The sequence below is a fragment of the Saccharothrix obliqua genome (assembly GCF_019375475.1).
GTDB lineage: Bacteria > Actinomycetota > Actinomycetes > Mycobacteriales > Pseudonocardiaceae > Actinosynnema > Actinosynnema obliqua.
The window spans coordinates 319,481-344,830 of record NZ_JAHXGQ010000007.1; the positions used below are offsets into that span (position 1 = coordinate 319,481).

23 protein-coding genes are annotated in these 25,350 nt (G+C 73.4%); 8 read left to right on the forward strand and 15 right to left on the reverse strand.

Features of this window, described 5'->3' with window-relative positions; genetic code table 11:
• Both KZQ38_RS23325 and KZQ38_RS23330 read left to right on the forward strand, forming a co-directional pair.
• Positions 1 to 1,266 carry a DUF58 domain-containing protein gene (locus KZQ38_RS23325; RefSeq protein WP_219444473.1) on the forward strand — a complete coding sequence of 422 codons (1,266 nt, stop codon included), beginning with the start codon at positions 1 to 3 and terminating at the stop codon, positions 1,264 to 1,266.
• Positions 1,267 to 1,268: 2 nt separating this feature from the next.
• Complete coding sequence (locus tag KZQ38_RS23330) at positions 1,269 to 3,671, forward strand: transglutaminase TgpA family protein (protein ID WP_219444474.1); 2,403 nt, start codon at positions 1,269 to 1,271, stop codon at positions 3,669 to 3,671.
• Between the two features lie 1,285 nt (positions 3,672 to 4,956).
• Here KZQ38_RS23330 and KZQ38_RS23335 read toward each other — a convergent pair.
• From KZQ38_RS23335 to KZQ38_RS23355, 5 genes are all read right to left on the reverse strand, one after another.
• On the reverse strand, positions 4,957 to 5,340 hold the full coding sequence (locus tag KZQ38_RS23335) for an SCO2097 family morphological protein (protein WP_219444476.1): 384 nt from the start codon (positions 5,338 to 5,340) through the stop codon (positions 4,957 to 4,959).
• 1,971 nt (positions 5,341 to 7,311) lie between these two features.
• Positions 7,312 to 7,569: a hypothetical protein gene (locus KZQ38_RS23340; RefSeq protein WP_219444478.1), complete on the reverse strand. Its 258-nt coding sequence runs from the start codon at positions 7,567 to 7,569 to the stop codon at positions 7,312 to 7,314.
• A 111-nt stretch (positions 7,570 to 7,680) separates the two neighbouring features.
• Complete coding sequence (locus KZQ38_RS37215; RefSeq protein WP_219444479.1) at positions 7,681 to 8,322, reverse strand: Crp/Fnr family transcriptional regulator; 642 nt, start codon at positions 8,320 to 8,322, stop codon at positions 7,681 to 7,683.
• Between the two features lie 350 nt (positions 8,323 to 8,672).
• Entirely contained in the window at positions 8,673 to 9,950 is a 1,278-nt protein-coding gene (locus tag KZQ38_RS23350; protein WP_219444481.1) for a DNA polymerase IV, read from the reverse strand.
• Between the two features lie 40 nt (positions 9,951 to 9,990).
• Complete coding sequence (locus KZQ38_RS23355; protein WP_219444483.1) at positions 9,991 to 11,091, reverse strand: amidohydrolase family protein; 1,101 nt, start codon at positions 11,089 to 11,091, stop codon at positions 9,991 to 9,993.
• Positions 11,092 to 11,129: 38 nt separating this feature from the next.
• Between KZQ38_RS23355 and KZQ38_RS23360 the strand changes: the two genes are divergently transcribed.
• Positions 11,130 to 12,446 (forward strand): type I glutamate--ammonia ligase, encoded by a 1,317-nt coding sequence (locus KZQ38_RS23360; protein ID WP_219444485.1) that lies wholly within the window; start codon positions 11,130 to 11,132, stop codon positions 12,444 to 12,446.
• A gap of 1 nt (position 12,447) precedes the next feature.
• Here KZQ38_RS23360 and KZQ38_RS23365 read toward each other — a convergent pair whose 3' ends face one another.
• Positions 12,448 to 13,029, reverse strand: coding sequence for a sigma-70 family RNA polymerase sigma factor (locus tag KZQ38_RS23365; RefSeq protein ID WP_219444487.1), 582 nt, complete (start codon positions 13,027 to 13,029; stop codon positions 12,448 to 12,450).
• 84 nt (positions 13,030 to 13,113) lie between these two features.
• The gene (locus tag KZQ38_RS23370; protein WP_219444490.1) at positions 13,114 to 13,836 is read right to left on the reverse strand and encodes a class I SAM-dependent methyltransferase; all 723 of its coding nucleotides are present in this window, start codon (positions 13,834 to 13,836) and stop codon (positions 13,114 to 13,116) included.
• Positions 13,837 to 13,870: 34 nt separating this feature from the next.
• On the opposite strand from KZQ38_RS23370, the gene KZQ38_RS23375 reads away from it, so the two are divergent.
• Genes KZQ38_RS23375 through KZQ38_RS23385 form a run of 3 tightly spaced genes read left to right on the forward strand, consistent with a single transcriptional unit; the run spans position 13,871 to position 16,580 of the window.
• Positions 13,871 to 14,707 carry a ParA family protein gene (locus KZQ38_RS23375; protein WP_308258543.1) on the forward strand — a complete coding sequence of 279 codons (837 nt, stop codon included), beginning with the start codon at positions 13,871 to 13,873 and terminating at the stop codon, positions 14,705 to 14,707.
• Between the two features lie 45 nt (positions 14,708 to 14,752).
• Entirely contained in the window at positions 14,753 to 15,547 is a 795-nt protein-coding gene (locus tag KZQ38_RS23380; protein ID WP_219444493.1) for an Fpg/Nei family DNA glycosylase, read from the forward strand.
• Positions 15,548 to 15,557: 10 nt separating this feature from the next.
• Entirely contained in the window at positions 15,558 to 16,580 is a 1,023-nt protein-coding gene (locus tag KZQ38_RS23385) for a quinone-dependent dihydroorotate dehydrogenase (protein ID WP_219444496.1), read from the forward strand.
• On the opposite strand, the gene KZQ38_RS23390 is transcribed toward KZQ38_RS23385, so the two are convergent.
• Positions 16,569 to 16,964 (reverse strand): MarR family winged helix-turn-helix transcriptional regulator, encoded by a 396-nt coding sequence (locus KZQ38_RS23390; protein WP_219444671.1) that lies wholly within the window; start codon positions 16,962 to 16,964, stop codon positions 16,569 to 16,571. The genes KZQ38_RS23385 and KZQ38_RS23390 overlap by 12 nt on opposite strands.
• A gap of 134 nt (positions 16,965 to 17,098) precedes the next feature.
• Between KZQ38_RS23390 and KZQ38_RS23395 the strand changes: the two genes are divergently transcribed.
• A complete protein-coding gene (locus tag KZQ38_RS23395) occupies positions 17,099 to 17,836 on the forward strand; it encodes a nitroreductase/quinone reductase family protein (RefSeq protein WP_308258544.1) in 738 nt (245 codons plus the stop codon).
• Here the strand turns inward: KZQ38_RS23395 and KZQ38_RS23400 are convergent, their stop codons facing one another.
• The 7 genes from KZQ38_RS23400 to rimO all read right to left on the reverse strand — a co-directional run bounded on the left by KZQ38_RS23400 (position 17,837) and on the right by rimO (position 24,296).
• Positions 17,837 to 19,075, reverse strand: a complete 1,239-nt coding sequence (locus KZQ38_RS23400; protein ID WP_219444500.1) for a uracil-xanthine permease family protein — start codon at positions 19,073 to 19,075, stop codon at positions 17,837 to 17,839. It abuts the gene before it with no gap.
• 216 nt (positions 19,076 to 19,291) lie between these two features.
• On the reverse strand, positions 19,292 to 20,119 hold the full coding sequence (gene pspM / locus KZQ38_RS23405; RefSeq protein WP_219444501.1) for a phage shock envelope stress response protein PspM: 828 nt from the start codon (positions 20,117 to 20,119) through the stop codon (positions 19,292 to 19,294).
• 14 nt (positions 20,120 to 20,133) lie between these two features.
• A complete protein-coding gene (locus tag KZQ38_RS23410; RefSeq protein ID WP_219444503.1) occupies positions 20,134 to 20,991 on the reverse strand; it encodes a PspA/IM30 family protein in 858 nt (285 codons plus the stop codon).
• Positions 20,992 to 21,295: 304 nt separating this feature from the next.
• Positions 21,296 to 21,718 (reverse strand): helix-turn-helix domain-containing protein, encoded by a 423-nt coding sequence (locus KZQ38_RS23415; protein WP_219444505.1) that lies wholly within the window; start codon positions 21,716 to 21,718, stop codon positions 21,296 to 21,298.
• A gap of 156 nt (positions 21,719 to 21,874) precedes the next feature.
• Positions 21,875 to 22,348, reverse strand: a complete 474-nt coding sequence (locus KZQ38_RS23420) for a CinA family protein (protein ID WP_219444507.1) — start codon at positions 22,346 to 22,348, stop codon at positions 21,875 to 21,877.
• Positions 22,345 to 22,929: a CDP-diacylglycerol--glycerol-3-phosphate 3-phosphatidyltransferase gene (gene pgsA, locus KZQ38_RS23425; RefSeq protein WP_308258545.1), complete on the reverse strand. Its 585-nt coding sequence runs from the start codon at positions 22,927 to 22,929 to the stop codon at positions 22,345 to 22,347. Before pgsA ends, KZQ38_RS23420 begins: the two co-directional genes overlap by 4 nt.
• Positions 22,926 to 24,296, reverse strand: a complete 1,371-nt coding sequence (rimO, locus tag KZQ38_RS23430; protein ID WP_219444673.1) for a 30S ribosomal protein S12 methylthiotransferase RimO — start codon at positions 24,294 to 24,296, stop codon at positions 22,926 to 22,928. The genes pgsA and rimO overlap by 4 nt, the downstream gene beginning before the upstream one ends.
• A gap of 510 nt (positions 24,297 to 24,806) precedes the next feature.
• Between rimO and KZQ38_RS23435 the strand changes: the two genes are divergently transcribed.
• Positions 24,807 to 25,307: an amino-acid N-acetyltransferase gene (locus tag KZQ38_RS23435; protein WP_219444511.1), complete on the forward strand. Its 501-nt coding sequence runs from the start codon at positions 24,807 to 24,809 to the stop codon at positions 25,305 to 25,307.
• Positions 25,308 to 25,350 lie beyond the last annotated feature (43 nt).

The following is a 25,350-nucleotide window of genomic DNA, read 5'->3' on the forward strand; positions in this document are numbered from 1 at the left end:
ATGCGCGGAGCCCTGTCCGGGCTGACCACCCGGGGCCGCTGCCTCCTCGCCGCCGGGTTCGCGGCGGCGCTGTGCGCGGTCATCCTCAACGAGCGCGACCTGCTGCGCGTGGCGGCCTTCGTGGTGGCGCTGCCGCTGCTCGCCGCCGTGCTGGCGCAGCGGGCGCGGGTCGGCCTGCATGCCGCCCGGTTCCTGCACCCCAGCCGCGTCCAGGTGGGCTCGGCGACCGACGTCCGGGTGGAGCTGCGGTCCACCGGTCGGCTGCCCACCGGCGGTCTGCTGCTGGAGGACGCCGTGCCCTACGCGCTCGGCGCGCGGCCCCGGTTCGTCGTGGAACGCCTGCCGCGCAACACGGTCACCGCCCTGCGCTACCCGCTCAAGCCGGTCATGCGCGGCATCCAGCAGGTGGGTCCGCTGATGGCGCGGGTGACCGACCCGTTCGGGCTGGCCGAGTTCGACCGCGAGCTGGCGGGCCGGTCGCGGCTGGTCGTCGTGCCACGCGTGGTCGGGCTGGTGGGGCTGCCCAGCGGTTCCGGCATGGGCGCGGGCGACGACGGCTCCATCCGGCTGCGTGCCGGGCAGGGCGAGGACGACGCGGTGGTGCGGCCGTACCGGCACGGCGACGACCTGCGGAAGGTGCACTGGCGGTCCACCGCGCGGCGCGACGAGCTGATGGTGCGCGTGGAGGAGCGGCCGTGGCGTGGCGGCACCACCGTGCTGCTGGACCACCGGCTGACCGCGCACCGCGGCTCCGGTCCCGGCGCGTCGCTGGAGTGGGCGGTGTCGTTCGCCGCGTCGGTGTGCCTGCACCTGCACCGGTTCGGGCACCAGGTGCGGCTGGTCGGCGACGACGGCCGCGTGCTGGCCGGCGGCACGGGCGACGGCGGGCACAGCGACGCCGTGGTGCTGGACGCGCTGGCGGCGTTGCAGCCGTCGCACCGGCGGGAGCCGGCGGCGGGCCTGGACCCCGGCGCGGGCCAGGAGGTCATCGCGATCCTCGGCGGTGCCACGCCCGCCGTGGTGGACGCGCTGGTGCGCAACCGGCCGCGCGGGATGCGCAGCCTGGCCGTGGTGCTGGACGTGCGGGCGTGGGCGGGTCCCAGCGAGGACCCCGCGCCCGACCCCGACGACGCGCGTGACCTGCTGGGCGCGGCCGGGTGGGGCGCAGTGGTCGCCCGCCCGGCGACGCCGATGGGTCAGGTCTGGCAGGAGCTGTGCCACAGCGCGGGCAACCGCGGTCCCGTGGTGCGCACGGAGGTGGGCTAGAGGTGACCGGCAGGACCGCCCCCGGTGGCAACAACCGGGTGGTGAGCGCGACACCGGCCGTGGCCGGGCTGGCGACGCTGTGCGCGGCGACCGCGCTGTCCAGCGTGATCGCCGGCGGCATGTGGCTGGTGAACCTGGCCGTGGCGATCGTGTTCGTGGCCGGGACGGGCGTGCTGCTGCGTGCCGCGCGCCTCCCGCTGCCGCTGGTCGGCCTCGGGCAGGCGTTCGCGCTGCTGTGCCTGGTAGTGACGATCTTCACGCGGACGGGCCTGCTCGTGGTGTTCCCCGGCCCGCGCGCGCTGGCGGACCTGGGCACCGTGCTGGGTGACGCGTTCGCCGAGGTGCAGAGCGGCGTGCCGCCGGTCGACGACAGCGACGCCATGCGGTGCCTGGTGATGGTGTCCATCGGCCTGGTCGCGGTGCTGGTGGACATGCTGGCGGTCGGCGCGTCCGCGCCCGCCGCGTCCGGCCTGGTGCTGCTGTGCGTGTTCGCGGTGCCCGCGTCGCTGGCCGACGAGATGCTGCCGCTGTGGACGTTCGCGGCGGGCGCGGGCGCGTTCGCGTTGCTGCTGGCGGTCGACGGGCAGCACCGGCACCGGGCGTGGCGTGGCCGGTTGAGCGGTGGCGGCGCGGGTGGTTCGGCGCCGGCGGCGACCGGCGTGGCCGCCGCCGCCGTGGTGATCGCGCTGGTCGCGGGCGGCGGCATGACGCTCGTCGGCACCGTCGGCAGGCTGCCCGGCGCGGGCGACAGCACGGGCGGCGGCGCCGGTCAGCTCGGGTTGGACCCGATGACCGAGCTGCGCGGGATGCTCGACCGGAGCGCGACCAAGGAGTTGTTCCGGGTGCGCGGCCTGACCCAGTCGTCGTACCTGCGGGCCATGACGTTGCGCGAGTACGTGCCCGACCAGGGCTGGCAGATGGGCGGGGCGCTGCCGACCGGCGTGCAGGCCAACGGCGCGCTGCCCGCCCAGCCCGGCGACCCCGGTGACGGCGACGTCACGCAGGTGACCATCGAACCGGTGAACTGGTTGGACAACTGGCTGCCGGTGTACGGCAGGCCGCGGCGGCTCCAGGACGTCGAGGACAACTGGCGTTACGACCCGGTGCGCGGCATGGTCTACAGCGTCCGCGCCCGTGCCGCCGGGACGTACAAGCTGGACACCGTGCTGAAGACACCGCCGGCCGAAGCGCTGCGGCGGGCCGGCGGGGCGGTCGACGTGGAGGACGTGTACCTGGCCGCGCCCGGTGTGTCGCCGGAGGTGATGGAGCTGGCGCGGAACATCACGCGCAACGAGGACAACGCGTTCGACAAGGCCACGGCGCTCTACAAGTTCTTCACCGACGGCACGAACGGTTTCACGTACACGACGGAGACGGCCGGCCCGCAGACCCAGGACGCGTTGCGCGACTTCCTGTTCACGGGGAAGAAGGGGTTCTGCGAGCAGTACGCGTCGGCGATGGCGATCATGGCGCGCGCGATCGGCCTGCCGGCCAGGGTGGCGCTCGGCTTCACCGCCGGGTTCCCGACGAACGACGCGCAGACCATCACGACGCAGGACGCCCACGCGTGGGTCGAGGTCTACTTCCCCGGCTACGGCTGGATGGTCTTCGACCCGACGCCGCTGTCCGACGGTCGCGCCGTCGTGCCGCCGTACATCTCCGGGCTCGAGGCGGACGACGAGGAGTCCGACACCACCGGTGAGACGACGGTGACCACGACCACCGAGACCACCACCGCCGGGCCCACGACGTCCGCCGCGCCTGGCACCCCCGAGCAGGAGGAGGCCGGGGAGGAGGCGGAGCCGACGCCGTTGTGGCACGTGCTGGCGTTGGCGATCGCGGCCGGGTTGGCGGCGTTGCTGACGGTGTTGCTGCTCGTGCGCAGGCGGCTGCCGTGGCCGGTGCACGCGGCGGCGGCCGCAGCCTGGGTGGTGGCGGTGACGTGCGCGTTGGCCCTGTTGTCGTGGTGGTTGGCCGTGCCGGTGCTGGCGGTGCTGCTGGCCGCCGTGCCGGCCGGGGTGCGTGCGGCGCGGCGGAAGGGTCGGCTGCGGCGCGTGGCGGGCCTGGGCCCGGACGCCGCCGGTGCCGCGTGGGAGGAGCTGCTGGCCGAGTCCGTGGACCGCGGCACGCGCGTGCCGCCGACCGAAACCGTCCGAACCGCCGCCCGCCGCCTGGCGAAGGCGCACAACCTGGACGAGCGGGGGCGGGACGGGCTGCGTGCCGTGGTCGGCGCGGTGGAGCGGTCCTGGTACGGCACGCGTTCCGACGCGGACCCCGCCCTGCCCGCCGCCGTCCACGACGTACGCCAGAGCCTGCACCGCAACGCCCCGCTCGCCCTGAGGGCCAGGGTCCTGCCGCGCTCGGTGCTCCAGCCGAACCCGGCCTCGGAGGGACCTGAGGGGTGAGCGCTCGCCGGGTCAGGCGGGTGTGCGGACCAGTCCGGTGTCGGCGGCCACGGGGGGCCAGCGCCCACAGCACGGCCTGCAACCCCCGCAGGGCGAACGTGAACGCCTGGCCGCGGCGGGTGGCGGTGTCGAGGTCGCAGCGGGACCGCGGGCCGGTCGCGCCCAGCGGCAGGCCCCGGTCGATGCCCAGGCCGAGCAGTTCGGCGGTCGAGCACGGCGTACCGGGCGGCTCCGGCACGACTCCGGGCTCCAGCGCATCGGGCGGTTGGACGCGATCGGCCGGTTGGTCGTGGTCGGCGGGCCGGTCGTGGTCAGCGGATCGGCTGCGATCGGCCGGTTCGGCGCGTCCGCCGGATCGGTCGCGATCGCCGGTTCGGCGCGTTCAGCGGGTTGGTCGCGTTCGGAGGGTCGGACGCGCCCGCCGGGTTGGACCTGTCGGTGGGCTGGACCCGTTCCGCGGCGTGGTGGCCGTCGCGGGTCCGGGTCTGGCCGGCGAACCAGCCCACGCCACCCGCCACGGCCGGTACCACCGCCGGCGCGGCCACCAGGCGGTGCGCGCGGTAGCCGTAGCGGCCCAGTCGGCCCCACAGCCAGTGCCGCAGGTGACGTCAGCCAGGTCGAGCAACCCGCCGATGTGGGCGCCGAACAGCTGCACGGCGGCCTCGGCACCCGCACCGCGCACCTCGGGACAGGGTCAGGCCGGTGGACCGCGGTGACCGCGTCCAGGTCGAGCCGGCCGACCACCCGCACGCCCCCGGATGCGCACGCCACGCGGGTCGAGCACGCCGTGGCGGCCCAGCAGCAGTTCCCGGATCAGCTCGGACCGGATATGCCGGTCGGGGTCCTCGGTGGCGGCGAGGCCGCGGGGTGCCGGGCCGGACCCGGCCCGCCTTCCACGCCGGGCGGCGTCGACGACCTCCTGTTCCAGCGGGGACAGCTCCGTCGGCCTGGGCGGCGGAACGGTCCTGGCCGGCCCGGTATTGGGGTTTGGTGAGCGCGGCGAACCGGGCGGCGACGGCCTGGTCGCGGTCGGCTTCGACCGGCGCGCCCTGAACGCCAGCCGGTTCGGTGCCGGTGGCGAGGGTGGGGGTGGTGGCCAGTTCGGTGCCGGTGGCGGAGATGGGTGGTTGGGCTGTCAGTGCGGGGCGTGAGCGGGGTGTGCTTGGAGGTGGGTGGTGCGGGCATACGCACGGCCCGCTCCGCTGGGCGTCGACTTCGGTCGCGTGGAGCGACGGTGGGTCGGGCCGGCGGTCGCGGGCCGGGTGCGTGGGGTCGGGCGGCGCGTCTACTCGTCCTCTAGGCGACGACGGAAACGCTCTTCCATCTTCTGGGAGAACGAGCTGCGGCTCGGCCGGCTTCCCTCTTCAGCGGGTTCCTCGGCAGTCTGGTCACCACGACGCAGTGTCGTCACGGTGAGCAGCACGCCGAAGAACATCATCAGGAAGCCGACAACGCTCACCACCGGGATACCAGCGAGCTTCGGCAGCATCACACCCGTAACGAGCAGTGCCACACCCACGGCGAACAACACGATGCCCTGGATACGACGCCGTCGCGACGGTTTGCGCAGCTTCGCGCCGCGCACGGTGGATGCGAACTTCGGGTCCTCGGCGTAGAGCGCGCGCTCGATCTGGTCGAGCAGTCGCTGCTCGTGCTCGGAGAGTGGCATGGCTCCTCCTCCGGCACAGCGGTCGCGGGCGCCGGGTGTTCACGGTTGCCGCCGGTCCCGGCGGACGCCCCACCCTGGGGGCGTCACAACCAGGATACGATTCGCGAGGCTTGGCGACTACCCAGTCCGTGCCCCTAAGCGGTTCGTTAGGTCACCATCATCCTCACGGGTCAACGGTCAGACCTTCGTAAGGTCGCCCAGCAGCCCCAAAGGTCACAAGCAGTACCGAGGGTTCCCTGTCAACCCCCACCGTTCCCCGCGCGTCACTCCGGACGGCGATGAGTGTGATGCACGCAACACTTGACGCTTGTCGGGCTTGCTGGCGCGGTTGCTGTACGTGTGGTTGTTGTTGCTGTCGGTGGTCGACTTGCGGGTAGGGCGTATCCGTGCTGAGGGCGGGTGGAGTAAGGGACGGTGCGGTCCCCCGGCGACTGATTCTGCGAGTGGACCCCGACCCGAGGTTGGGCACGCGAGGTTGGGCGCGCGAGGTTGGGCCGCGCGCTGATCGGGCACGCGGTGCGCGGTCAGGCGGGGATTGCCCGCCTGACGGGAGGTCGGGCGAGCGGGGTCGGGCGCGCCTGGCCGGGAGGTGGTCGGGTCTGTGGCGCGCGGACAGGCGAGGATCGCCCGCCTGGCAGGAGTTCGGACGCGGGAGGTCGGGCGCGCAGGGCCGGGTGGTGGTCGGGTCCGCGGCGCGAGGATTGGCTGGCTGGTGGGAGGTCGGGCGTGCGCGGCCCGGCCGGGCTGCGCGCTGTACGGGCGCGCGGTGCGCGGACAGGCGGGAATCGCCTGGCTGGCGGTAAGTCGGGCGCGAGGCCGGGCCAGACGTGATCGGGCGCGCGGCGCGCCGACAGGCGGGGATTGGCCGCCTCGTGGGAGGTCGGGTGTGTCAGGTCGGGCCGAGCGGTAGTCGGGGCCGCAGTGCGTCGACAGGTGGGGATCGCCCACTTGGCAGGCGGTTGGGCGCGCCAGGCCGGATTGGGTGGTAATCGGGTTTGCGGTGCGCGGACAGCAGGTGAGGATTGGCTGGCTGGTGGGTAGGCGGGCGTGCGCGGCCCGGCTGGGCGGTCATCGGGTGTGTGGGCGCGTGGCGGTTGGTCGGCTGGGGAGAGGGCGGGCGGCTCCTTTCTTGGCTGTGGGTGGGTGGGCCGGGTGTGGGGGTTGTGCTGGGTTCTGGCGGTTGTGGCCGGGGATTGGCGTGGTGCGGGCGGGGTTCGGACGCCTGCCGCCAGGTCTGCCAGGACCTGCTTCGCGGGCTCCGCTCCCCTGGCCAGACCTCGCGCCAGGTCGGGTACCCGCACCCCGCCGCGGCAGACCGCTTCGGTCAGCACGGCCCGCACGGCGTGGAGGTCCGGGAGCAGGAACCTCGCCGCGTCGGCCGCCGCCCTGGTCAGCGGAGCGGTGAGGAAACCCTTGCGCAGCACCGGTGGCGGCGGGGTGCGGGGGCGGGTGGGGTGGACCTGCGGTGTCGGTTCCACCGGTTTGGTGGTCAGGACCTGGACGGGACCCGTGGCCGGTACGGCACGCATCCCGTGGAGTTGCAACGCGTCCACGCCGGTCAGCTGCGATCCGGGGCCCGCGTAGCGGAGGGCGGCTTGCGCCAATTGCCACCGGGTCGGGGGTTTTCGGCTTAACAGCAGGACTCCGGGCAGGACGCGCTGCCAGGCCGCGCCGGGGCGGCAGCGGGTGGTGAGTTCGGCGGGCGGGACGCCCAGGCTGATCAGCTCGGTGGCCGTGGCCACCTGGTGCGGGAAGAAACCGGCCAGGGCTTCGAGGGTGATGGTGGTTCGCATGTGTCCACCTTGGACGGTGGGTCCGGGGGTGTCCACGGTGAATCCGCGGAGCTGTGGACAACTCGCGGGCTGTGGACAACTCGGGCCCGCACGGCAAAGGAGGCATTCCGCGGACCCGACCGTCCGCGGAATGCCTCACTCGGCGGGGACGGCCACCCCTCGTCGGCCGCCCGTAGCCCTACAGCCGGACCAGGGACTCCCTGATCTCGGCGTCCAACTCGCGCCGGTTGGCGCGCACCCCGCGCCACGCGTCGTGCACCGCCACCAGCCCCCCGGCCAGCACCAGCGCGACCGCGGCTGCCACCAGCGCGGTGGTCTCCAATTGGGTCACGATCACAGCCGCCGCCCACAGCTGGACGACGGTGAACACCAGGGTGCAAGCGAGGCGTTCGGTCAACCGGCGACGTGACCTGGCGGGTTCTTCGTTGCGGTTCATGACTCCCCCTCGGCTGGGCGTACTTCATTTGTAGGGGGGTCGGGCGGGATGTTCTGCGTCAGATGACGCAGAAGGCGAAAAAGAAGGTTCGCGCAGGTGGGAGGGGGTGTGTCAGGACGTCAGATCGTACAGCCGCTCGACCTCTAGGATGTCGATCCGGCGGCGGCCGGTGCTGATGACGCCTTCGGCGCGCAACGCGCGGAGCACGCGCACCAGGGATTCGCGGGACGTGCCGGCGATGCCCGCCAGCTCCTCCTGGCTGAGCGATACCGCGCCGTGGTCGGCGATGCCGCGTTCGAGGGCGACGTCGATCAACACGGCCGCCACCCGCTGCTTCGCGGTGCCGCTGATCTGGACGCGCTGGCGGTCGGCGTCACGCTGGCGGGCCACGATGACGGTGAGGACGGCCCACGCGATGCGCGGGTGGCGGCGGCACAGGGCGGAGAACGCGGAGGCGGACACGATCAGGGCGCGGACCGGGCCCAGGGCGCGGACCGTCGCGGACCGGGGCAGGCCGTCGATCGCGGACCGCTCGCCGACGATGTCGCCCGCGCCCCGCATGGCCAGCACCTTCTCGCCGCCGGTCGCCGTGTTGGCGGTGACGCGGAGCAGGCCGCGCCGCACGACCAGGACGTGGTCGGTCACCTCGCCCTCGTGGCAGATCACGGCGCCCGAGGAGTAGTCGCGCTCCGTGCCCGTCGCGGTGAGCACGGTGTGCTCGGTGGGGGTGAGGAGCGCCCAGAACCGGTCCACGTTGCCCAGGGTGCACGGTGATCGACCCGGACGTACGGTTTGCGACCGGCTACCACCCGAACGGCCCGTTGCCGGGTGAAGGGGCAGAGGACCGGGTGAAGGAGCAGAGGGGAGGAGCGGGCGTGCCGAGTGGCGGCAACGGGTGCCGAGTGGAGGGATGGCAGGGCGGGCCGGTGGGGGCGGTGGCAGGACGGTGGGCGGGCAGGACCCGTGGGGCCGGGCGGGACGGGTGGAGCGGGTGGAGCGGCGGGCACAGAGCGCGGATAGGGCGGCGGGGCTGGGTGGCTGGGGCGGCGGAGGGGGCGGTGGGGCGGACAGCCTGTCTGGCCGGTGGGGAAGGGCGGTGTGGGTCAGCGGTCGGGTTTGGGTTCTGGTTGGTTGGGTTGGAGCGGGGTGGGGGTGAGCAGGGTGGCTGGTTTCACGGCGGCCCGGCCGAATTTGGTTCTGGCTTGGTCGGCGGCTTGTTCGGCTTCCCGCCAACCGCGGTCCGGGGCGTCGAACATCAGTTGCTCGCCGCCCTCGCCGGCCACCAGTTGCTCGATCCGCACGCCGATCAGGCGAACGGCACCCGGGGGCACCTGTTCGTCCAGCAGGGTCGCCGCCGTGCGGTAGACCTCCTGCGCCACGTCCGTCGCCACGCGCAACGTCTTCGCCCGCGTGATGGTGGTGAAGTCCGCGAACCGCACCTTGATGGACACCGTGCGCCCACGCAGCCCGCGTTCACGCAACGTGGCGGCCGACCGCTCGGACAAGCGCAGCAGCTCCCGCCGCAGCAGCTCCCGGTCGAAGTGGTCGACCTCAAACGTCTCCTCCGCGCCGATGGACTTCTCACGCGTCGACGGCACCACCGGCCGCTCGTCCAGCCCCCGCGCCAACGCGTACAGGTGCTCGGCGAGCGCCACCCCCAGCACCCGCCGCAACCTCGGCAGCGGCGTCGCCGCGACGTCGGCCACGGTCTCCAGTCCCACCTGGTCCAACTGCTCGGCGGTGCGCTTGCCGACGCCCCACAACGCCGACACCGGCAACGGCCGCAGGAACTCCAGCACCTGGTCCTTCGGCACGACCATGAGACCGTCCGGTTTGCACATCCCCGACGCGAGCTTGGCGACGAACTTGGTCGGCGCGACACCGACCGAGCAGGTGATGCCGTGCTCCGCCGCCACCTGCCGCCGGACCTCCGCCGCCACGGCGGCCGGTGTCGCGCGCAACCGCCGCAGGGCGCCCGCCACGTCCAGGAACGCCTCGTCCAGGCTCAACGGCTCGACCAGGGGCGTGACGTCGCGGAAGATCGCCATCACCCCGCGCGACACCTCCTGGTACCGCGCGAAGTTGGGCGGCACGAACACCGCGTGCGGCGCGAGCCTGCGCGCGTGCGCGGTGGGCATGGCCGACCGGACGCCGTACTCGCGGGCCAGGTAGTTCGCCGACGCGACCACGCCCCGGTGCGCGGAACCGCCGACCACGACGGGCTTGCCCGCCAGCTCGGGGTGGTCGCGGATCTCCACCGACGCGTAGAACGCGTCCATGTCGACGTGCAGCACGGTGCAGCCGGTGTCGTCCGGCCAGACGTCGCCCCGCGCCCGGAACCGGTCCACCAGGCCGCGCGGCAGGTCTGCGCTGCGGCCCATGACCACCTCCCGACGAGGGCTCGAACGCGTGTTCGACACTCTAGTCCAAGCGGTAGGCGCGGCGCGCGTTCTCTGACCCGATCAGGTGGGATATTCGCACGGCGTCGGCCTCGGTGAACGCCTGGCGGCGCATCCCCACGAGCAGGAAGTCCGACAGCGCGCGCCGGAAGAACAACGCGCCCAGGTGGTACAGCTCGGCGAGGCCGAACGCGTCGGTGGAGAACAGGAACTTGCCGAACGGCACGATCTCCAGCGCCTCCGCCAGCACCCGGCTCGCCTGGTGGCCCGTGTTGTGCGTGGCCAGCCCCAGGTCCACGAACACGTGCGGGAACACCTGCGCCAGGTACCCGGCCGTCCGGTGGAACGGGTAGTTGTGCAGCAGCAGCACGGGCACGCCGAGCCGTTCGGTCGCCCGCAGCAGGTCGGTGAGCAGCGACGGGTCCGCGCGGTGCAGCGTCACGTCCCGGTCGCCGTACCCGACGTGGAACTGCACCGGCAGTCCCCGCTCCAGCGCCTCCCACACCAGGAAGCGCGACAGCACCTCGTCGGCGCACCGCCGCCCGCCCGCCGCGAGCCACCGCTCGCAGGCCGCCACCACCTCGGCGTCGGCGGGCCGCTCCCCCGACAGCTCCAACCCCACCCGGTACGCCGCGATCGACTTCGCCGCCACGGCCGGCGTGCGCGCCAACGCCGACCGCACGCGGTCCGGGAACCCCGTCGCACCCTCCCCGACCAGCTGCTCCGCCAGGCGCTCCAGCCGCAGCACCGCGTGCTCCCGCCCGCCGGTGAACGCCGCGGGGCCGGCCAGCCGCTCCGGCCACAGGCCCGCGTCCACCAGGAACGCCGTGATCCCGGACGCGACCAGGAACGCCCGGTTGACCTCGGCCGCGCCCAGCGAGTGCCGCCGCGCCAGGTACTCGTCGGCGGCCACGTGCGGCGGCAGGTCCAGCAGCGGCGCGCACCAGCGCCGCACCGCGTACCCGACCGACGACTCGAACAACGACGTGCCCCACGGGCTGACCTGGTCGGCTTCGGTGAGCGCCGCCTCGAACCCGGCCCGGTCCAGGTCCTCGCGGAGCACGCCGTGGCAGTGGTGGTCCACCAGGTTCAACTCGGCCACGAAGGGCAGCAGCGGGTCCACTTGTCGCAGCGTAGTCACCTGGTGTAACCACGCACAGCATGGACATCGCGGAGCGGGACCGCCGCCACGCCCACGCCACCGGCCTGCTCGACGGCCTCGCCGAGCGGGACGTGGTGGCCGTGGCGATCACGTGGGTCGACCACAGCGGCATCACGCGCGTCAAATCCGTACCGCTGGACAAACTCCCGCACGCCGCCGCGCACGGCGTCGGCGTCTCCCCGGTGTTCGACGGGTTCCTGCTCGACGACTCGATCGTCGCGGGCCGGTACGCGGGCGGCCCGGTCGGCGACCTGCGGTTGCGGCCGGACCTGGACCGGCTCACCGCGTTGGCGGGCCAGCCGGGCTGGGCGTGGGCGCCGGCGGACCGGTTCGACCAGCAGGGCGCGCCGCACCCGCAGGACGAGCGCGGCCTGGCCCGCGCGGCGGCGGACCGGTTGGCGGCGGACGGCTGCGAGGTGCGTGCCGGGTTCGAGGTGGAGTGGGTGGTCGGGCGGGGCGACGTGGACGGGTTCGTGCCCGCCGCCACCGGGCCCGCCTACGGCCACGCGCGGCAGGTCGAGCTGTCCGACTACTGCGCCGACCTGATCGCCGCGCTGGTGGCGCAGGGCGTGGACGTCCTCCAGTTCCACCCCGAGTACGCCGCCGGCCAGTTCGAGGTGTCCACCGCGCCGGAGGACCCGGTGCACGCCGCCGACACGGCCGTCCTGGTGCGCGAGACGATCCGCGCGGTGTCCTCCCGGCACGGCCTGCGCGCGTCGTTCTCGCCGAAGGTCGTGGTGGACGGCGTGGGCAACGGCGGCCACCTGCACATCAGCCTGTGGCGGGACCGGACCAACCTGTTCGCGGCGGGCGCGGACCCGGACGCGGAGGCGTTCACGGCCGGTGTGCTGCGGCGGCTGCCCGCGTTGTGCGCGATCGGCTGCCCCTCGGTGGCGAGCTACCTGCGGCTGGTGCCGGCGCGGTGGGCGGGCGCGTTCGCGGCGTGGGGCGTGGAGAACCGGGAGGCGGCGTTGCGCCTGGTGGCGGGCCGCGACCTGGAGGTGAAGTGCTTCGACCTGTCCGCGAACCCGTACCTGGTCGTGGCGGCGACGATGGTCGCGGGCCACGCGGGTGTCGTGGACGGCCTGCGGTTGCCGGAACCCGTCACCGTCGACCCCGTGCGCCTCCCCGACGTGCCACGGCTGCCCACGTCCCTCGAAGACGCCGTGCGCGCCTTCGAGCAGGACGAGGTGCTGACGGAGGCGTTCGGGCCGGAGTTCGCGGCCACGATCGCCGACGTGCGGCGTGGCGAGATCGCCCGGTTCGCCGACGCCTCGCCGGAGGAGGTCGTGCGGGTGACGCGCTGGCGGCACTAGCTCACAGCACCGCGTGCCGGTTGCCGATCGCCCGGCGCAGGCGGGACAGCGCCCGGTGCTGCGACACCCGCACCGCGCCCGGCGACGCGCCGACCACGGCCGCCGTCTGCTCCGCCGACAACCCCACCACCACGCGCAGCAGCAGGATCTCCTGCTGCTTCTCCGGCAGGATCCGGAGCAGCGCCGCCACCTGCTGCGACAGCTCGGCACGCAGCAGGCTGCGTTCCGGTCCGTCCTCGTCGGACGGCGCGTCGGGCACTTCGGGCACGGGCTCGGCACGGTTGCGTTGCGCCGCACGGTGCGCGTCGGCGACCTTGTGCGCCGCGATGCCGTACACGAACGCCAGGAACGGCCGCCCGTGGTCCTGGTAGTTGGGTAACGCGGTCAGCACGGCCAGGCACACCTCCTGCGCCACGTCGTCCGCCGAGGCGAACGACCGCTCCTGACCACCGACGCGGGCCCGGCAGTAGCGGACCACCAGCGGCCGGACCGAGGCCAGCAGCCACGCGGTGGCGAGCCGGTCGCCCGCGACGGCGCGGCGGACCTCGTCCTCCAGCCCCTCCGGGGGCGGCTCCGCGGCCATCAGCGGCCCTCGGGTAAGTGCGGATCTCCCATGCGGGACTCCTGGCGCTCGGCTGTGGGTGCCGACGACGTTTTTACCGCAAAGTCACGCCGGGCGACGCGCCAACACGTGCAGTCGCGCCGCCACGTCCCGCAACGGCGACCGGCTCGCGGCGGCCAGCTCCAGCTCCGCCAACGCCTCGGCCGCGCCCGGGTTGGCCTCCAGCACCGAGCCCGGCACCAGGTCGGACACCACGCCGTGCCCCTGGAGCAGCTCCAGCTTCAGGCCCGCGTCCAGCACCAGCGCCTCCAGCCCGGCCACGTCGAACCGGCGCTGGAACGGCTCGCGCGACCCGGCGAGCTGCCCCGCCTCGTCGTCCAGCAGCCGCCGCGCGTCCACCAGGCGGCCGGCGATGGCGCGGTGCAGCACCGCCGCGAACCGGTTCGCCACCAGCACGGACACCGCGCCGCCCGGCGCGACCGCCCGAGCCAGCGCGGTGAGCGCCGCGGAGGCGTCGTCCACGACCTCCAGCAGCCCGTGACCCAGCACCAGGTCCGCCGTGCCTTCGGCGTCCAACGCTTCCGTGTCGCCCTGCACGGCGGTCACGCGCTCGGCGACACCCGCTTCGGTCGCCCGGCGGTGCAGGGTGGCCAACGCGTTCGGGCTGGGCTCCACGACGGTCACCAGGCACCCGGCCACGGCCAGTGGAACGGCCCACACGCCGCTGCCGCCGCCGACGTCGAGCACCCTGGGCGGTTCCCCGTCCCGGCGCTCGCGCGCGGCGGCCAGCTCGGTGTCGAGCACCCTTTGTACGGCGTCCGGTCGCATGGCTCTAGAGCCTAGAGACCGTAGGCTGCACCTCGTGCATACGGTGGCGGTGCTCAGCCTCAAGGGTGGCGTGGGCAAGACGACGGTCGCGTTGGGTCTCGCGTCGGCCGCGCTGCGGCGCGGGGTCCGGACGCTGGTCATCGACCTGGATCCGCAGTGCAACGCCACCTCGACCCTGGAACCCGCGGAGACCGACGCGACCATCTACGACGTGCTCCAAGAACCCACGCTGGACCGGGTGCGGGCGGCGATCGCGCCCAGCTCGTGGGGCGAGGGCGTGGACGTGCTGGCCGGCGCTGAGGACGCGGAGCTGCTGAACCACCCGGACCCGGGCGAGTCCCGGCTGGGCAGGCTGCGCTCGGCGCTGCGGGCGCTGGCGGACGAGGAGGAGCCGTACCAGCTCGTGCTGCTGGACTGCCCGCCGTCGCTGGGTCAGCTCACCCGGTCGGCGTTGGTCGCGGCGGATCGCGCACTGCTGGTGACGGAGCCCACCATGTTCGCGGTGGCGGGCGTGCAGCGGGCGTTCGAGGCGGTGCAGGCCGAGCGCGCGCACAACGCCGACCTCCAGCCGTTGGGCGTCGTGGTGAACCGCGTGCGGCCGAGGTCGCACGAGCACCAGTTCCGCATCGACGAGCTGCGGGACATCTTCGGGCCGCTGGTGATGCCGGTGGCGTTGCCGGACCGGTTGGCCGTGCAGCAGGCGCAGGGCGCGTGCATGCCGATCCACGAGTGGGGTACGCCGGGCGCGCGTGAGGTGGCGTTGGCGTTCAACCTGCTCCTGGCGCGGATGCTGCGGATGAGCCGCAGCCGCCGACGCCCGGTGCACGGCGACTTCGACGACGACGAGATCCAGGAGGCGGTGGAGGCGTGACCACCGCCGCGCTGCTCATGGGTTCGAGGGTGGCGCTCCACAGCCGTGCCCGAGGGTGACACGGTCTTCCTGACCGGGCGGCGGCTGGACGAGGCGCTGGCCGGGCGGACGCTGCTGCGCGCGGACCTGCGGCACCCCCGGTGGGCCGAGGTGGACCTGACCGGGCGGGACGTGGTGGGCGTCGCCACGGTCGGCAAGCACATCCTCACCCGGTTCTCCGGTGACCTGACGTTGCGCAGCCACCTGCGGATGGACGGGTCGTGGCACCTCTACCGGCCGGGCGACCGGTGGCGGCGGCCCGCGCACCAGGCGCGGGTCGTGCTGGAGGTGGCCGACCGGCAGGCGGTCGGGTTCGCGCTGCACGACCTGGAGCTGGTGCCGACCGGTGAGGAGGCGCGCCTGGTCGGGCACCTGGGCCCGGACCTGCTGGGCGCGTGGTCGCCGGCGGACGTGGCGGAGGCCGTGGCCCGGCTCACCGCCGACCCGGGGCGTGAGATCGGTCTCGCGCTGCTCGACCAGCGGGTGGTGGCGGGCGTGGGCAACGTCTACAAGTCCGAGGTGTGCTTCCTGCTCGGTGCGTCGCCGTGGACGCCCGTGTCCGGCGTGGACGGTGCACGGGCCATTGCGTTGTCACGGAAGCTCTTGCTGGCCAACGCTTCGCGTCCGGTCCGCAACACCACGGGCATGGTGGGGCGTGGCCGGGAGTCGTGGGTGTACGGGCGGGCCGGGCGGCCGTGCTTCCGGTGCGGCACGCGTGTGCGCGTGGCCGGGCAAGGCGGTGGTGTGCAGGAGCGCCCGACGTACTGGTGCCCGACCTGCCAACCCGGTCCGATCGCTTAGGGTTGCTGCCGTGGTCTACAAGAGCGTGGTGCGCAAGACGTTGTTCCGGATGCACGGCGGGGACGCGGAGCGCATCCACGAGACCACGTTGGGCGCGTTGACGGCGCTCAGCCCCCTCGCGAAGTTCGTGCAGCGCAAGCCGGTCGCGCCGCGCACGGTGTTCGGCGTGCGCTTCCCGAACCCGGTGGGCCTGGCGGCGGGCCTGGACAAGAACGGCCGGGCGCTCCCCTCGTGGGCGGCGCTGGGGTTCGGGTTCGTTGAGGTCGGCACGGTCACCCGGCACCCGCAGCCGGGCAACCCGAAGCCGCGCCTGTTCCGGCTGCGGGACAGCGAGGCGATCATCAACCGGATGGGCTTCAACAACGAGGGCGCCCTCGCGCTGGCGAACCGGCTGGACCGCCTCGGCCCGCTGCCCGTGCCGCTGGGCATCAGCCTGGGCAAGTCGAAGGTGACGCCCGTCGAGGAGGCCGTGGAGGACTACCGGGCGTCGTTGCGCGCGTTGTACCGGCACGGCGACTACTTCGCCGTGAACATCAGCTCGCCCAACACGCCGGGTTTGCGCAGCCTCCAGGACCGCGCGGCGCTCACCGAGCTGCTGTCGGAGTTGACCGCGACCGCCGACGAGCTGGCCGGGTCGGCGCGGCGCAAGCCGCTGCTGGTGAAGATCGCGCCGGACCTGACCGACGAGGCGATCGGCGAGTTGCTGGAGGTGTGCGCGGCACACGGCGTGGCCGGGTTGATCGCCACCAACACCACCCTGTCCCGGGACGGGCTCGCGCCCGCGGACCGGCCGCTGGCCGACCAGGCGGGCGGGTTGAGCGGGCGGCCCCTGGCTGCGCGGGCACGCGAGGTCGTGCGGTTCGTGAGCCGGGAGACGGACGGGAAGCTGCCGATCATCGGCGTCGGCGGTATCGCGGGCGTGGACGACGCCAAGCGGATGCTCGACGCGGGTGCGAGCCTCCTCCAGCTCTACACGGGCTTCATCTACGAGGGTCCGGGGCTGGTGCACCGGATCGCGCGTTCACTCGTCTAGCGCGTCCTCGTACGCCTTGAGCGTGGCCACGAACATCGTGCGCTGTTCGGGCGTGAGGGGTTCGAGAGCCGTGCGCCACGCCTGAGCGCCCTTCGCCAACCACGTGTCGATCGACGGTCGTTGAGCGTCCGTGATGCTCACGATGCGCCGTCGGCGGTCGTTGTCGTCCTCACGCCGTTCGAGGACGCCCTTACGGCTCAGCTCGGCGACCATCAGGCTCACGGTGGTGGGCGCGACCTCCAGGCGACGGGCGAGGTCGTTGACCGTCATCGGCCCGTCGAACAGCAGGTACGCGAGCAGCGACAGGTGCCGCGGGGCGAGGGACAACGACCGGAGTTCCCCCGGCACGGGGATGCGCTTGGCCCGCCCCACGAGCCGGGGCATGAGCAGCAGCAACGCCCGGATGGCGTCGTCCGTGGTTGACACCTTCGCCGACCCCTTCTACCTTTGCCATCAAAGAGGGTTTGCACTCAAAGCTGTTTTGCCCGATGCGCCGACACACTACCCGGGGGGATCGCGTGAACCAGGCCGTCATCGAGGAGTTCCGGGCCAACGGAGGCGTCGTCGGCGGCGCCTTCGCAGGCACGCCGCTGCTGCTGCTGACCACGGCCGGCGCCCGGAGCGGTCGACCGCGCACGACGCCGCTGGTCTACCGGCAGGACGGCGACCGGCTGCTGGTGTTCGCCTCCAACGGCGGCGACGACCGGCACCCGGCGTGGTTCCGGAACCTCACCGCCGACCCGCAGGTCACCGTCGAGGTCGGGGAGCGCGTCACCGCGGCGCGGGCGGAGGTGCTGACCGGCGCGGACCGCGACGCCGCCTACGCCGCGCAGATCACCGCGAACCCGGCGTTCGGCGCGTACCAGGAGGCGACCGACCGCGTCATCCCCGTCGTCGCCCTGCACCCGGTGCGGCTGGACGCGGAGCGACTGCGCGGGCTCGCCGCGCAGCTCAAGCGGCACCACGCGGAGTTGCGCGCGGAACTGCTCGACCTGCGGCCGGGTCGGGACCTGATGAGCCACTGCCTCGCCTTCTGCGGCCACCTGCGGCTGCACCACGTCCGCGAGGACGGCGCGTTCACCGCCGTCGAGGAGGCGTTCCCCGACCTCGCGCCGGTGATCGCCCGCCTGCGGGCCGAGCACCGGGTGCTGGCCGGGATCATCGCGGAGGTCGAGCGGACCGGGGACACCACCGGGTTGGCGGAACGGCTCGACGCGCACTTCGCGTTCGAGGAGGAGCACCTGACCCGGCTGTGATCAGCGCGTGCCGCGCAGCCGGCGCAGCACCGGGTGCAGGATCACCACCGCCAGCGAGCCCCACACCAGGCCGCCGAGTTCCATGTCGCCGACCCGGAGCGTGAGGTCGCCGACGCCCGCCACCAGGGCCGCGCCGCCCACCAGGGCGTTGCCGGGGTTGGCCAGGTCGACCCGGTTGTCCATCCAGATCCGCACGCCGACCAGCGTGATCAGGCCGAGCAGGACCAGCGTCGCACCGCCCACCACCCCCGGCGGGATGGTGCCCAGCGCCGCCGTGGCCTTCGGCGAGAACGCCAGCAGGACCGCCATCCCGCCGGTCACGGCGTAGGCGGCGGTGGAGTACACCTTCGTCACGCCCATGACGCCGATGTTCTCCGAGTACGTCGTGGTGCCCGGCCCGCCGCCGAAACCCGCCAGCGTCGTGGACAGGCCGTTGGCGATGATCGAGTCGCCGACGCTGCCGTCCAGGTCGCGCCCGGTGAGGCCGGCGACCGCCTTCACGTGGCCGACGTTCTCCGCGACCAGCACGATCACCACGGGCAGCACCAGCAGCGTCACCGACGGCCGCAGCTCCGGCGCGTGCAGCACGGGCAGGCCGAACCACGCGGCCTCGGCCACCCCGTCGGTGTCCACGACGCCCAGGGCGAACCCGAGCACCCACCCCGTCACCACGCCGACCAGCACCGACAGCCGGAAGAACAGCTTCCGGCCGAGCACGCCGCACAGCAGGATGATGCCCATCGTGACCACGGCCAGGGACGGCTGCGCGGAGAACGACGCCGTGGCGCGGTGCGACAGGTTGAGCCCGATAAGGATCACCACCGCGCCGGTCACCACCGGCGGCATGACGGCTTCCAGCAGGCGCACCCCGAGCGCCTTCACCGCGACGCCGATGATGATCACCAGCAGGCCGGCGGCGACCACTCCCCCGAGCTGCGCGGCGATGCCCTCGCTGCGGGCGGCTTCCAGGGGCGCGATGAACGCGAACGACGCGCCCAGGTAGCTGGGCACGCGGTTGCGGGTGATGAGCAGGAAGAGCAGGGTGCCCACGCCGGAGAACAGCAGCGTGGCGCCCACGGGCAGACCGGTGGTGGCGGGGACCAGGATCGTCGCCCCGGCCATGGCGACCAGGTGCTGCGCGCCGAAGCCCACGGTGAGCGGCCAGCTGAGCCGCTCCTGCGGGCTGACCGCGTCACCGTCGGTGGTGCGGCCATCGCCGTGCACGGTCCACAACGCCACTCAATGCCCTCCCCGGAGGCCAGGTCGGACGCCGTTGTCCGACCCGAGGAATCCTGCCACGCCGGGTAGCGGGCACGGACGGGTAACGGTCTGATAATCACACGATCGCAGCAACCCGCACCAGCCCGCCGCGTGGAACAGCGCAACTCGGCTACTCATCGTGAACCAGCGGCTGTTCGTGCGGATGGCCCCGGCGCACCGGTCGGGACGTCGGGGTCAGGCCGGCTCGGGGCGCGACCAGCGCGACAGCTCGCGCAACGCGGACGCCAGGCCGGCCAGGTGGTCGGCGGCCTCGCCGAGGACCTGCCCCGGGTGGGCGGCGGTGCTCTCCGCCAGCACGCGACCCGCCGCGGCGACCAGGCCGCAGTAGCCGTCGACGCCCTCCTCCAGCTGGGTGCGCAACCGCTGGACGCCCTCCACCAGCGGACCGCGCTCCAGCGGCGGCGCGGTGTCGCGGGCCCGCTCGACGGCCTGGAGCTGGTACGCGACGGCGCGGATCGCGGCGGACGCCTCGTCACCGGTCGCGCGGACCTGGGCCACCGACGCCGCGGGCACGGAGGTCAGGGCGGCCGAGTCGAGCTGGCGCAACAGCTCGCGGAGGGTGTCCTCCGCGTCCTCCAGGCGCTCCACCGGCTGCCGCGCGGCCGAGCGGCGCGCGGGCAGCGGCGTGCGGACCGGCGCCGCCGCCAACTCGCCGCGTGCCGCGTCGATGCGGCGCAGGTGCGCGTTCGTGCGCAGCGCCAGCACGCCCGTGCCGGCCATGCCGACCGCCGCGGCCACCCCGGCCGCCGTCGGCAGCGCGCCGACCAGGGTCAGCGTGCCGACGACCGCCAGGATCGCGAGGACGATCAGCCAGAAGGTGAGCACCCGGCTCGACCGGCGGTGCTGCCGGTCGAGCTTGGCACGTGGGTCGTTCCAGGCGGCGAGCCGCCGTTTCACCTGGTCCGCGAGTTGACCCTGGAGGTGCGCCTCGACCGCGCCACGCACGGTCCGGCCCACTTCGCCGGCCATCCGCCGGGCGTCGTCCATGCTCGGCCGGTCCACCGCGGACACCGCTCTCAGCCCTGGCTCGCGGGCGGGTTCTGCTGCGGCTGGGGCGCCTGCTGCGCCTGCTGCACCCGCTGCTGGATCTCCTGCTGGATGCTCGCGGCGGCGCTGCCCGGCTTGCCCGCGGTGACCTCGCCCGCGACGTTGCCGCCACGCATGGACGCCCGGATCTGCTCCAGCCGCGATGAGCCCGCCATCTGCGTGGTCGACTGCTGGACCTCCAGCATCCGGCCCTGCACGCTGTTCTGCGCCAGCTCCGCCGAGCCGAGCGCCGTGGTGTACCGCTTCTCGATCTTGTCGCGGACCTCGTCCAGGGACGGCGTGTTGCTCGGCGCCGCCAGCTCGCTCATCTGGCGCAGCGACGAGGAGACCTGCTCCTGCATCTTCGCCTGCTCCAGCTGGCTGAGCAGCTTGGTCCGCTCGGCGAGCTTCTGCTGCAACACCATCGCGTTGCGCTCGACGGCCTGCTTCGCCTGCGCCGCCGCCTGGAGCGACTGGTCGTGCAGCGTCTTGAGGTCCTCGATGCCCTGCTCGGCGGTCACCAGCTGGGTCGCGAACGACTGCGCGGCGTTCTCGAACTCGGTCGCGCGCTGCTCGTCGCCCTTGGCCCGCGCCTCGTCGGCGAGCACCAGCGCCTGGCGTGCGGACGCCTGGAGCTTCTCCACCTCACCGAGCTGCCGGTTGAGCTTCATCTCCAGCTGGCGCTGGTTGCCGATCACGGCGGCGGCCTGCTGGGACAGCGCCTGGTGCTGCCGCTGCGCCTCCTCGATGGCCTGCTGGATCTGCACCTTCGGGTCGGCGTGCTCGTCGATCTTGGACGAAAAAGCCGCCATGAAGTACTTCCATGCCTTCACGAAAGGGTTGGCCATCTCCTACGCCTGCCTTCTCCGCACTTCCCTGGCTCGCGCTCGTGATCGGCAACGACCCGGTGCCGGTGTTGGTTCCATCGTGTCAGTTGTGCCCGCTCGCTTCCACCGACCTGGGGTGATATCCGGGTTCACCCTGAGTCACCCCTGAAACTTCGGTGGCACGGTAATCCTGCCCGCCCGTCGTCCGGGTGGACGCGGCGACCCCGCGCGGTTGCCAACTCGTTGCAGTGTGCCGACCACCTCGGCGGACGACGAACAGCCGAGCCGGTGCTCCGGCTCGGCTGCGCACGACGGGTGCTCGGGGCTATGCCGCCACCACGGCGCCGCGCGGCTCGCTGATCGACGTGGTCAGCCGGTGCGTGAGCATCGGCTGGAGCCGCAGGTCGGAGAGGTCGTTGCCGATCACGGCGGGCACCAGGGCGCCGCCTTCCAGGCCGGCCGCGGCGGGCTGCGCCCGCTCGGTCAGCTCGGCCGGGCTGGTCACCGGCTGCTGGACGGCGCCGATGTCCGACGCGACCAGGTGCAGCAGCTCCGACAGGGGCAGGTCCAACGCCTCGCAGATGGCGGCCAGCAGCTCGCTGGACGCCTCCTTGCGGCCACGCTCCACCTCGGACAGGTACCCCAGGCTGACGCGGGCGGTCCTGGAGACCTCGCGCAGCGTGCGGCGTTGGGTGGTGCGGGCATGGCGGAGCCGATCACCGATCGCCTCGCGTAGCAGCACGGTCATCGCGCGCCTCCTTCCGGCCGGCCGTGCCACCACGTTACCGACCCGTCCCGTCGACGGGCAGTGACTTCCGGGCACGTCCGCCCAAAGCGAACGAGTGAACCGGCCGGATGGTTCCCGCGCACGCGGCGGTCGGTGACCGGGATCGCGCAGGTCACCTCACCCGACCGGGTCCCGGAGGTGGTCCAGCAGCAGGTCCAGGGCCGCCGCCGCGGCACCCCGGCGGACTTCGTGACGATCCCCACCGACGGTGACCGATCGGGTGACGACACCCGTCGGGCCGGCCAACCCGATGTGCACGGTGCCCGGCGACGCGCCGTCCTGGGGCGTGGGTCCGGCCACGCCGGTCAGCCCGATGCCCCACACGGCCCCGCAGCGGGCCCGTGCGCCGTCCGCGAGCTGACGGGCCACCTCGGGGTGCACCGCGCCGTGTTCGGCCAGCAGAGCGCCGTCCACGCCCGCGAGGGACCGCTTCAGGTCCGTCGCGTACACGATGAGCCCACCGCGCAGCACGGCGCTCGCGCCGGGCACGGTGGTGATCTCGACGGCCACCAGCCCGGCGGTCAGCGATTCGGCGGTGGCGACCGTCTCGCCACGCGCCAGCAGCGCCGCGACGACCGCCTCGGCGCTCACGCGCCCGCCACCGCGCGCTTGCCCCGCGACCGCAGCCGGATCGCGCGCACCACGTAGTCGATGCCCGTGACGACGGTCAGCACCACCGCCGCGTACATCGCGACCACGGCCACCGGCACCAGGCCGGACGGCAGCGGCAGCAGGTAGAGGCCGATCGCGATGATCTGCACGAGCGTCTTGGCCTTGCCGCCGCGGCTGGCCGGGATGACGCCGTGGCGGATCACCCAGAACCGCAGCAGCGTCACGCCGAGTTCGCGCACCGCGATGACGACCGTGATCCACCACGGCAGCTCGCCGAGCAGGCTGAGCCCGACCAGCGCGGCACCGGTGAGCGCCTTGTCGGCGATCGGGTCGGCGATCTTGCCGAAGTCGGTGATCAGGCCGTGCTTGCGGGCGAGGTTGCCGTCCACGTGGTCGGTGACCGACGCGACGGCGAACACCGCGAACGCCGCCAGCCGCCACCACCGGTCCTGCCCGCCGTCGGCGAACAGCAGGTAGAGGAACACCGGCACGAGCACCAGCCGGGACATCGTCAGCACGTTGGCGATGTTCAGCACCGGCACGCGCGGCGGTTCTGTCACCGCGGGAGCACCTCGATCGCGGAGACCACCAGGTCCACGCCCTCGGCCGCGTCGACCCGGCAGCGCACCAGGTCGCCGACCCGCAGCCCGTCCGCGTTGGTGACCACGCACTCGCCGTCGACCTCGGGCGCCTGGTGGGCGGCCCGGCCGACGCAGTCGTTCTCGTCGTCCTCCTCGGTCTCCACCAGCACCACGACCTCCTCGCCGACGCGGTCCTCCGCGCGCTGCGAGGTCAGCTCCTCGACCAGGTTGGAGATCCGGGTGACGCGCTCGGCCACCACGTCCGGGTCGATCTTGTCCGGCAGGCCCTCGGCCTCGGTGCCGTCCTCGTCGGAGTAGCCGAACACGCCGACCGCGTCCAGCCGGGCCTCGGTGAGGAACCGCTCCAGCTCGGCCACGTCCTCCTCGGTCTCGCCCGGGAAGCCGACGATCACGTTGCTGCGGATGCCCGCGTCCGGCGCGAGCGCCCGGATGCGCGTGATCAGGTCGAGGAACGACTCGGTCGAGCCGAACCGGCGCATCCGGCGCAGCACGGGCTCGCTGGAGTGCTGGAAGGACATGTCGAAGTAGCGGGCGACGTTCGGGGTGGTCGCGATGGCCTCGACCAGGGACGGCTTGGTCTCGGCCGGCTGGAGGTAGGAGACGCGGACCCGGTCCACGACGCCCGCCAGGCGCTCCAGCAGGTTCTCCAGGCCGCCGAGCTGCCGCGGCAGGTCCTTGGCGTAGGAGGTGGAGTTCTCGCTGACCAGGAACACCTCCCGGACGCCCTGCTCGGCCAGCCACCGCGCCTCGGCGACGATCTCGTCCGGGTGCCGGGACACGAACGCGCCCCGGAAGCTCGGGATCGCGCAGAACGAGCAGCGGCGGTCGCAGCCGGAGGCGATCTTCAGCGGCGCGACGGGCGTGTCCGCCAGGCGGGTGCGCAGCACGCGCGGGCCCCAGCCGTGGCCGGGCACCTGGACCTCTTCGGCGGCCTTGGGCCGCTGCACGGGCGTGAGCGGCAGCAGGGTCCGGCGGTCGACCGGCTGGTGGGACGCCACGACCTGCCCGTCGAGCACCTGGTCGAGGCGGTCGGTGAGCTTGTCGTACTGGTCGAAGCCGAGGACCGCGGCGGCCTCGGGGAGGTTGTCGGCGAGTTCCGCGCCGTACCGCTCGGCCATGCAGCCGACCGCGACGACCTTCGCGCCGGAGTCGGCGGCGGCGAGCAGGGTGTCGACGGAGTCCTTCTTGGCGGACTCCACGAAACCGCAGGTGTTGACCACGATCACGTCCGCGTCGTCGTCCACCAGCTCCCAGCCGCCGGCGGTGAGCCTGCCCGCCAGCTCCTCGGAGTCGACTTCGTTGCGGGCGCACCCGAGGGTCAGCATGGCGACGCGCTTGGCCGTGGTGGGGGAAGACACGGTGCTCAGGGTAACGGGCCGCCGGCACCGCGCCGGACCTCAGCGGTCGCCACGGCTGCGGACGACCGCTCCACGCGGTCCCGGCGGTGCCCGCCCCGCGCCTCGCCGGGCACCGCGCGTGGGCGTCGCCGGGCACCTCTCGGACGCATCACCAGGCACCTCGCGGGTGCCTCGCCGGGCACCTCTCGGACGCATCACCAGGCACCTCGCGGGTGCCTCGCCGGGCACCTCGGGCGCATCACCGGGCACCACGCGTGTGCCTCGCCGGGCACCTCTCGGACGCATCACCAGGCACCTCGCGGGCGCATCACCAGGCACCTCGCGGGCGCATCACCGGGCACCTCGCGTGTGTCTCGCCACACCCGCCGGTCCCGCGCCGCCCGGACGCGCGGACCAGCGGGAACGGCGTGACGGGCGTCGCCGAGAACACTCCCGGAGCGGCACCCGCGCGGGCGCGCGGGGCGCTAGGTTTGGCGGGTGGCAGACCCGATCGACGTCCGGCGGGCCCGCGCCGGTGACGTGCGGGCCATGAAGGCCCTCATCGACCAGTACGCGGGCAAGGTGCTGCTGGCGAAACCGCTGGTCACGCTGTTCGAGGACATCCAGGAGTTCTGGGTGGCCGAGGAGGACGGCGTCGTGCTCGGCTGCGGCGCGCTGCACGTGCTGTGGGAGGACCTGGCGGAGATCCGCACGGTCGCGGTGTCCCCGACGGCGGTCGGGCGCGGTATCGGGCACCGGCTGGTGACCCGGCTGGTGGAGACGGCCCGCGAGTTGCAGCTGTCGCGGGTGTTCGTGCTGACGTTCGAGACGAAGTTCTTCGGCAGGCACGGGTTCGTGGAGATCGACGGCACGCCGGTGTCGCCCGAGGTGTACGAGGAGATCATGCGCTCGGCGGACGAGGGCGTCGCCGAGTTCCTGGACCTGTCGTACGTGAAGCCGAACACGCTGGGCAACTCGCGGATGCTGCTCCACCTCTGACTATTCGAGTTTTCATTCGAATAGTGTTGACTCAACGAACGCC

What these genes read in the sequence shown, in the direction of transcription:
- KZQ38_RS23325 (WP_219444473.1), top strand. Translation starts at nt 1, where the DNA reads ATGCGCGGAGCCCTGTCCGGGCTGACCACCCGGGGCCGCTGCCTCCTC.
- KZQ38_RS23335 (WP_219444476.1), bottom strand. Translation starts at nt 5,340, where the DNA reads ATGCCACTCTCCGAGCACGAGCAGCGACTGCTCGACCAGATCGAGCGC.
- KZQ38_RS23340 (WP_219444478.1), bottom strand. Translation starts at nt 7,569, where the DNA reads ATGAACCGCAACGAAGAACCCGCCAGGTCACGTCGCCGGTTGACCGAA.
- KZQ38_RS23350 (WP_219444481.1), bottom strand. Translation starts at nt 9,950, where the DNA reads ATGGGCCGCAGCGCAGACCTGCCGCGCGGCCTGGTGGACCGGTTCCGG.
- KZQ38_RS23360 (WP_219444485.1), top strand. Translation starts at nt 11,130, where the DNA reads ATGGACATCGCGGAGCGGGACCGCCGCCACGCCCACGCCACCGGCCTG.
- KZQ38_RS23365 (WP_219444487.1), bottom strand. Translation starts at nt 13,029, where the DNA reads ATGGCCGCGGAGCCGCCCCCGGAGGGGCTGGAGGACGAGGTCCGCCGC.
- KZQ38_RS23370 (WP_219444490.1), bottom strand. Translation starts at nt 13,836, where the DNA reads ATGCGACCGGACGCCGTACAAAGGGTGCTCGACACCGAGCTGGCCGCC.
- KZQ38_RS23390 (WP_219444671.1), bottom strand. Translation starts at nt 16,964, where the DNA reads ATGCCCCGGCTCGTGGGGCGGGCCAAGCGCATCCCCGTGCCGGGGGAA.
- KZQ38_RS23410 (WP_219444503.1), bottom strand. Translation starts at nt 20,991, where the DNA reads ATGGCCAACCCTTTCGTGAAGGCATGGAAGTACTTCATGGCGGCTTTT.
- KZQ38_RS23415 (WP_219444505.1), bottom strand. Translation starts at nt 21,718, where the DNA reads ATGACCGTGCTGCTACGCGAGGCGATCGGTGATCGGCTCCGCCATGCC.
- rimO (WP_219444673.1), bottom strand. Translation starts at nt 24,296, where the DNA reads ATGCTGACCCTCGGGTGCGCCCGCAACGAAGTCGACTCCGAGGAGCTG.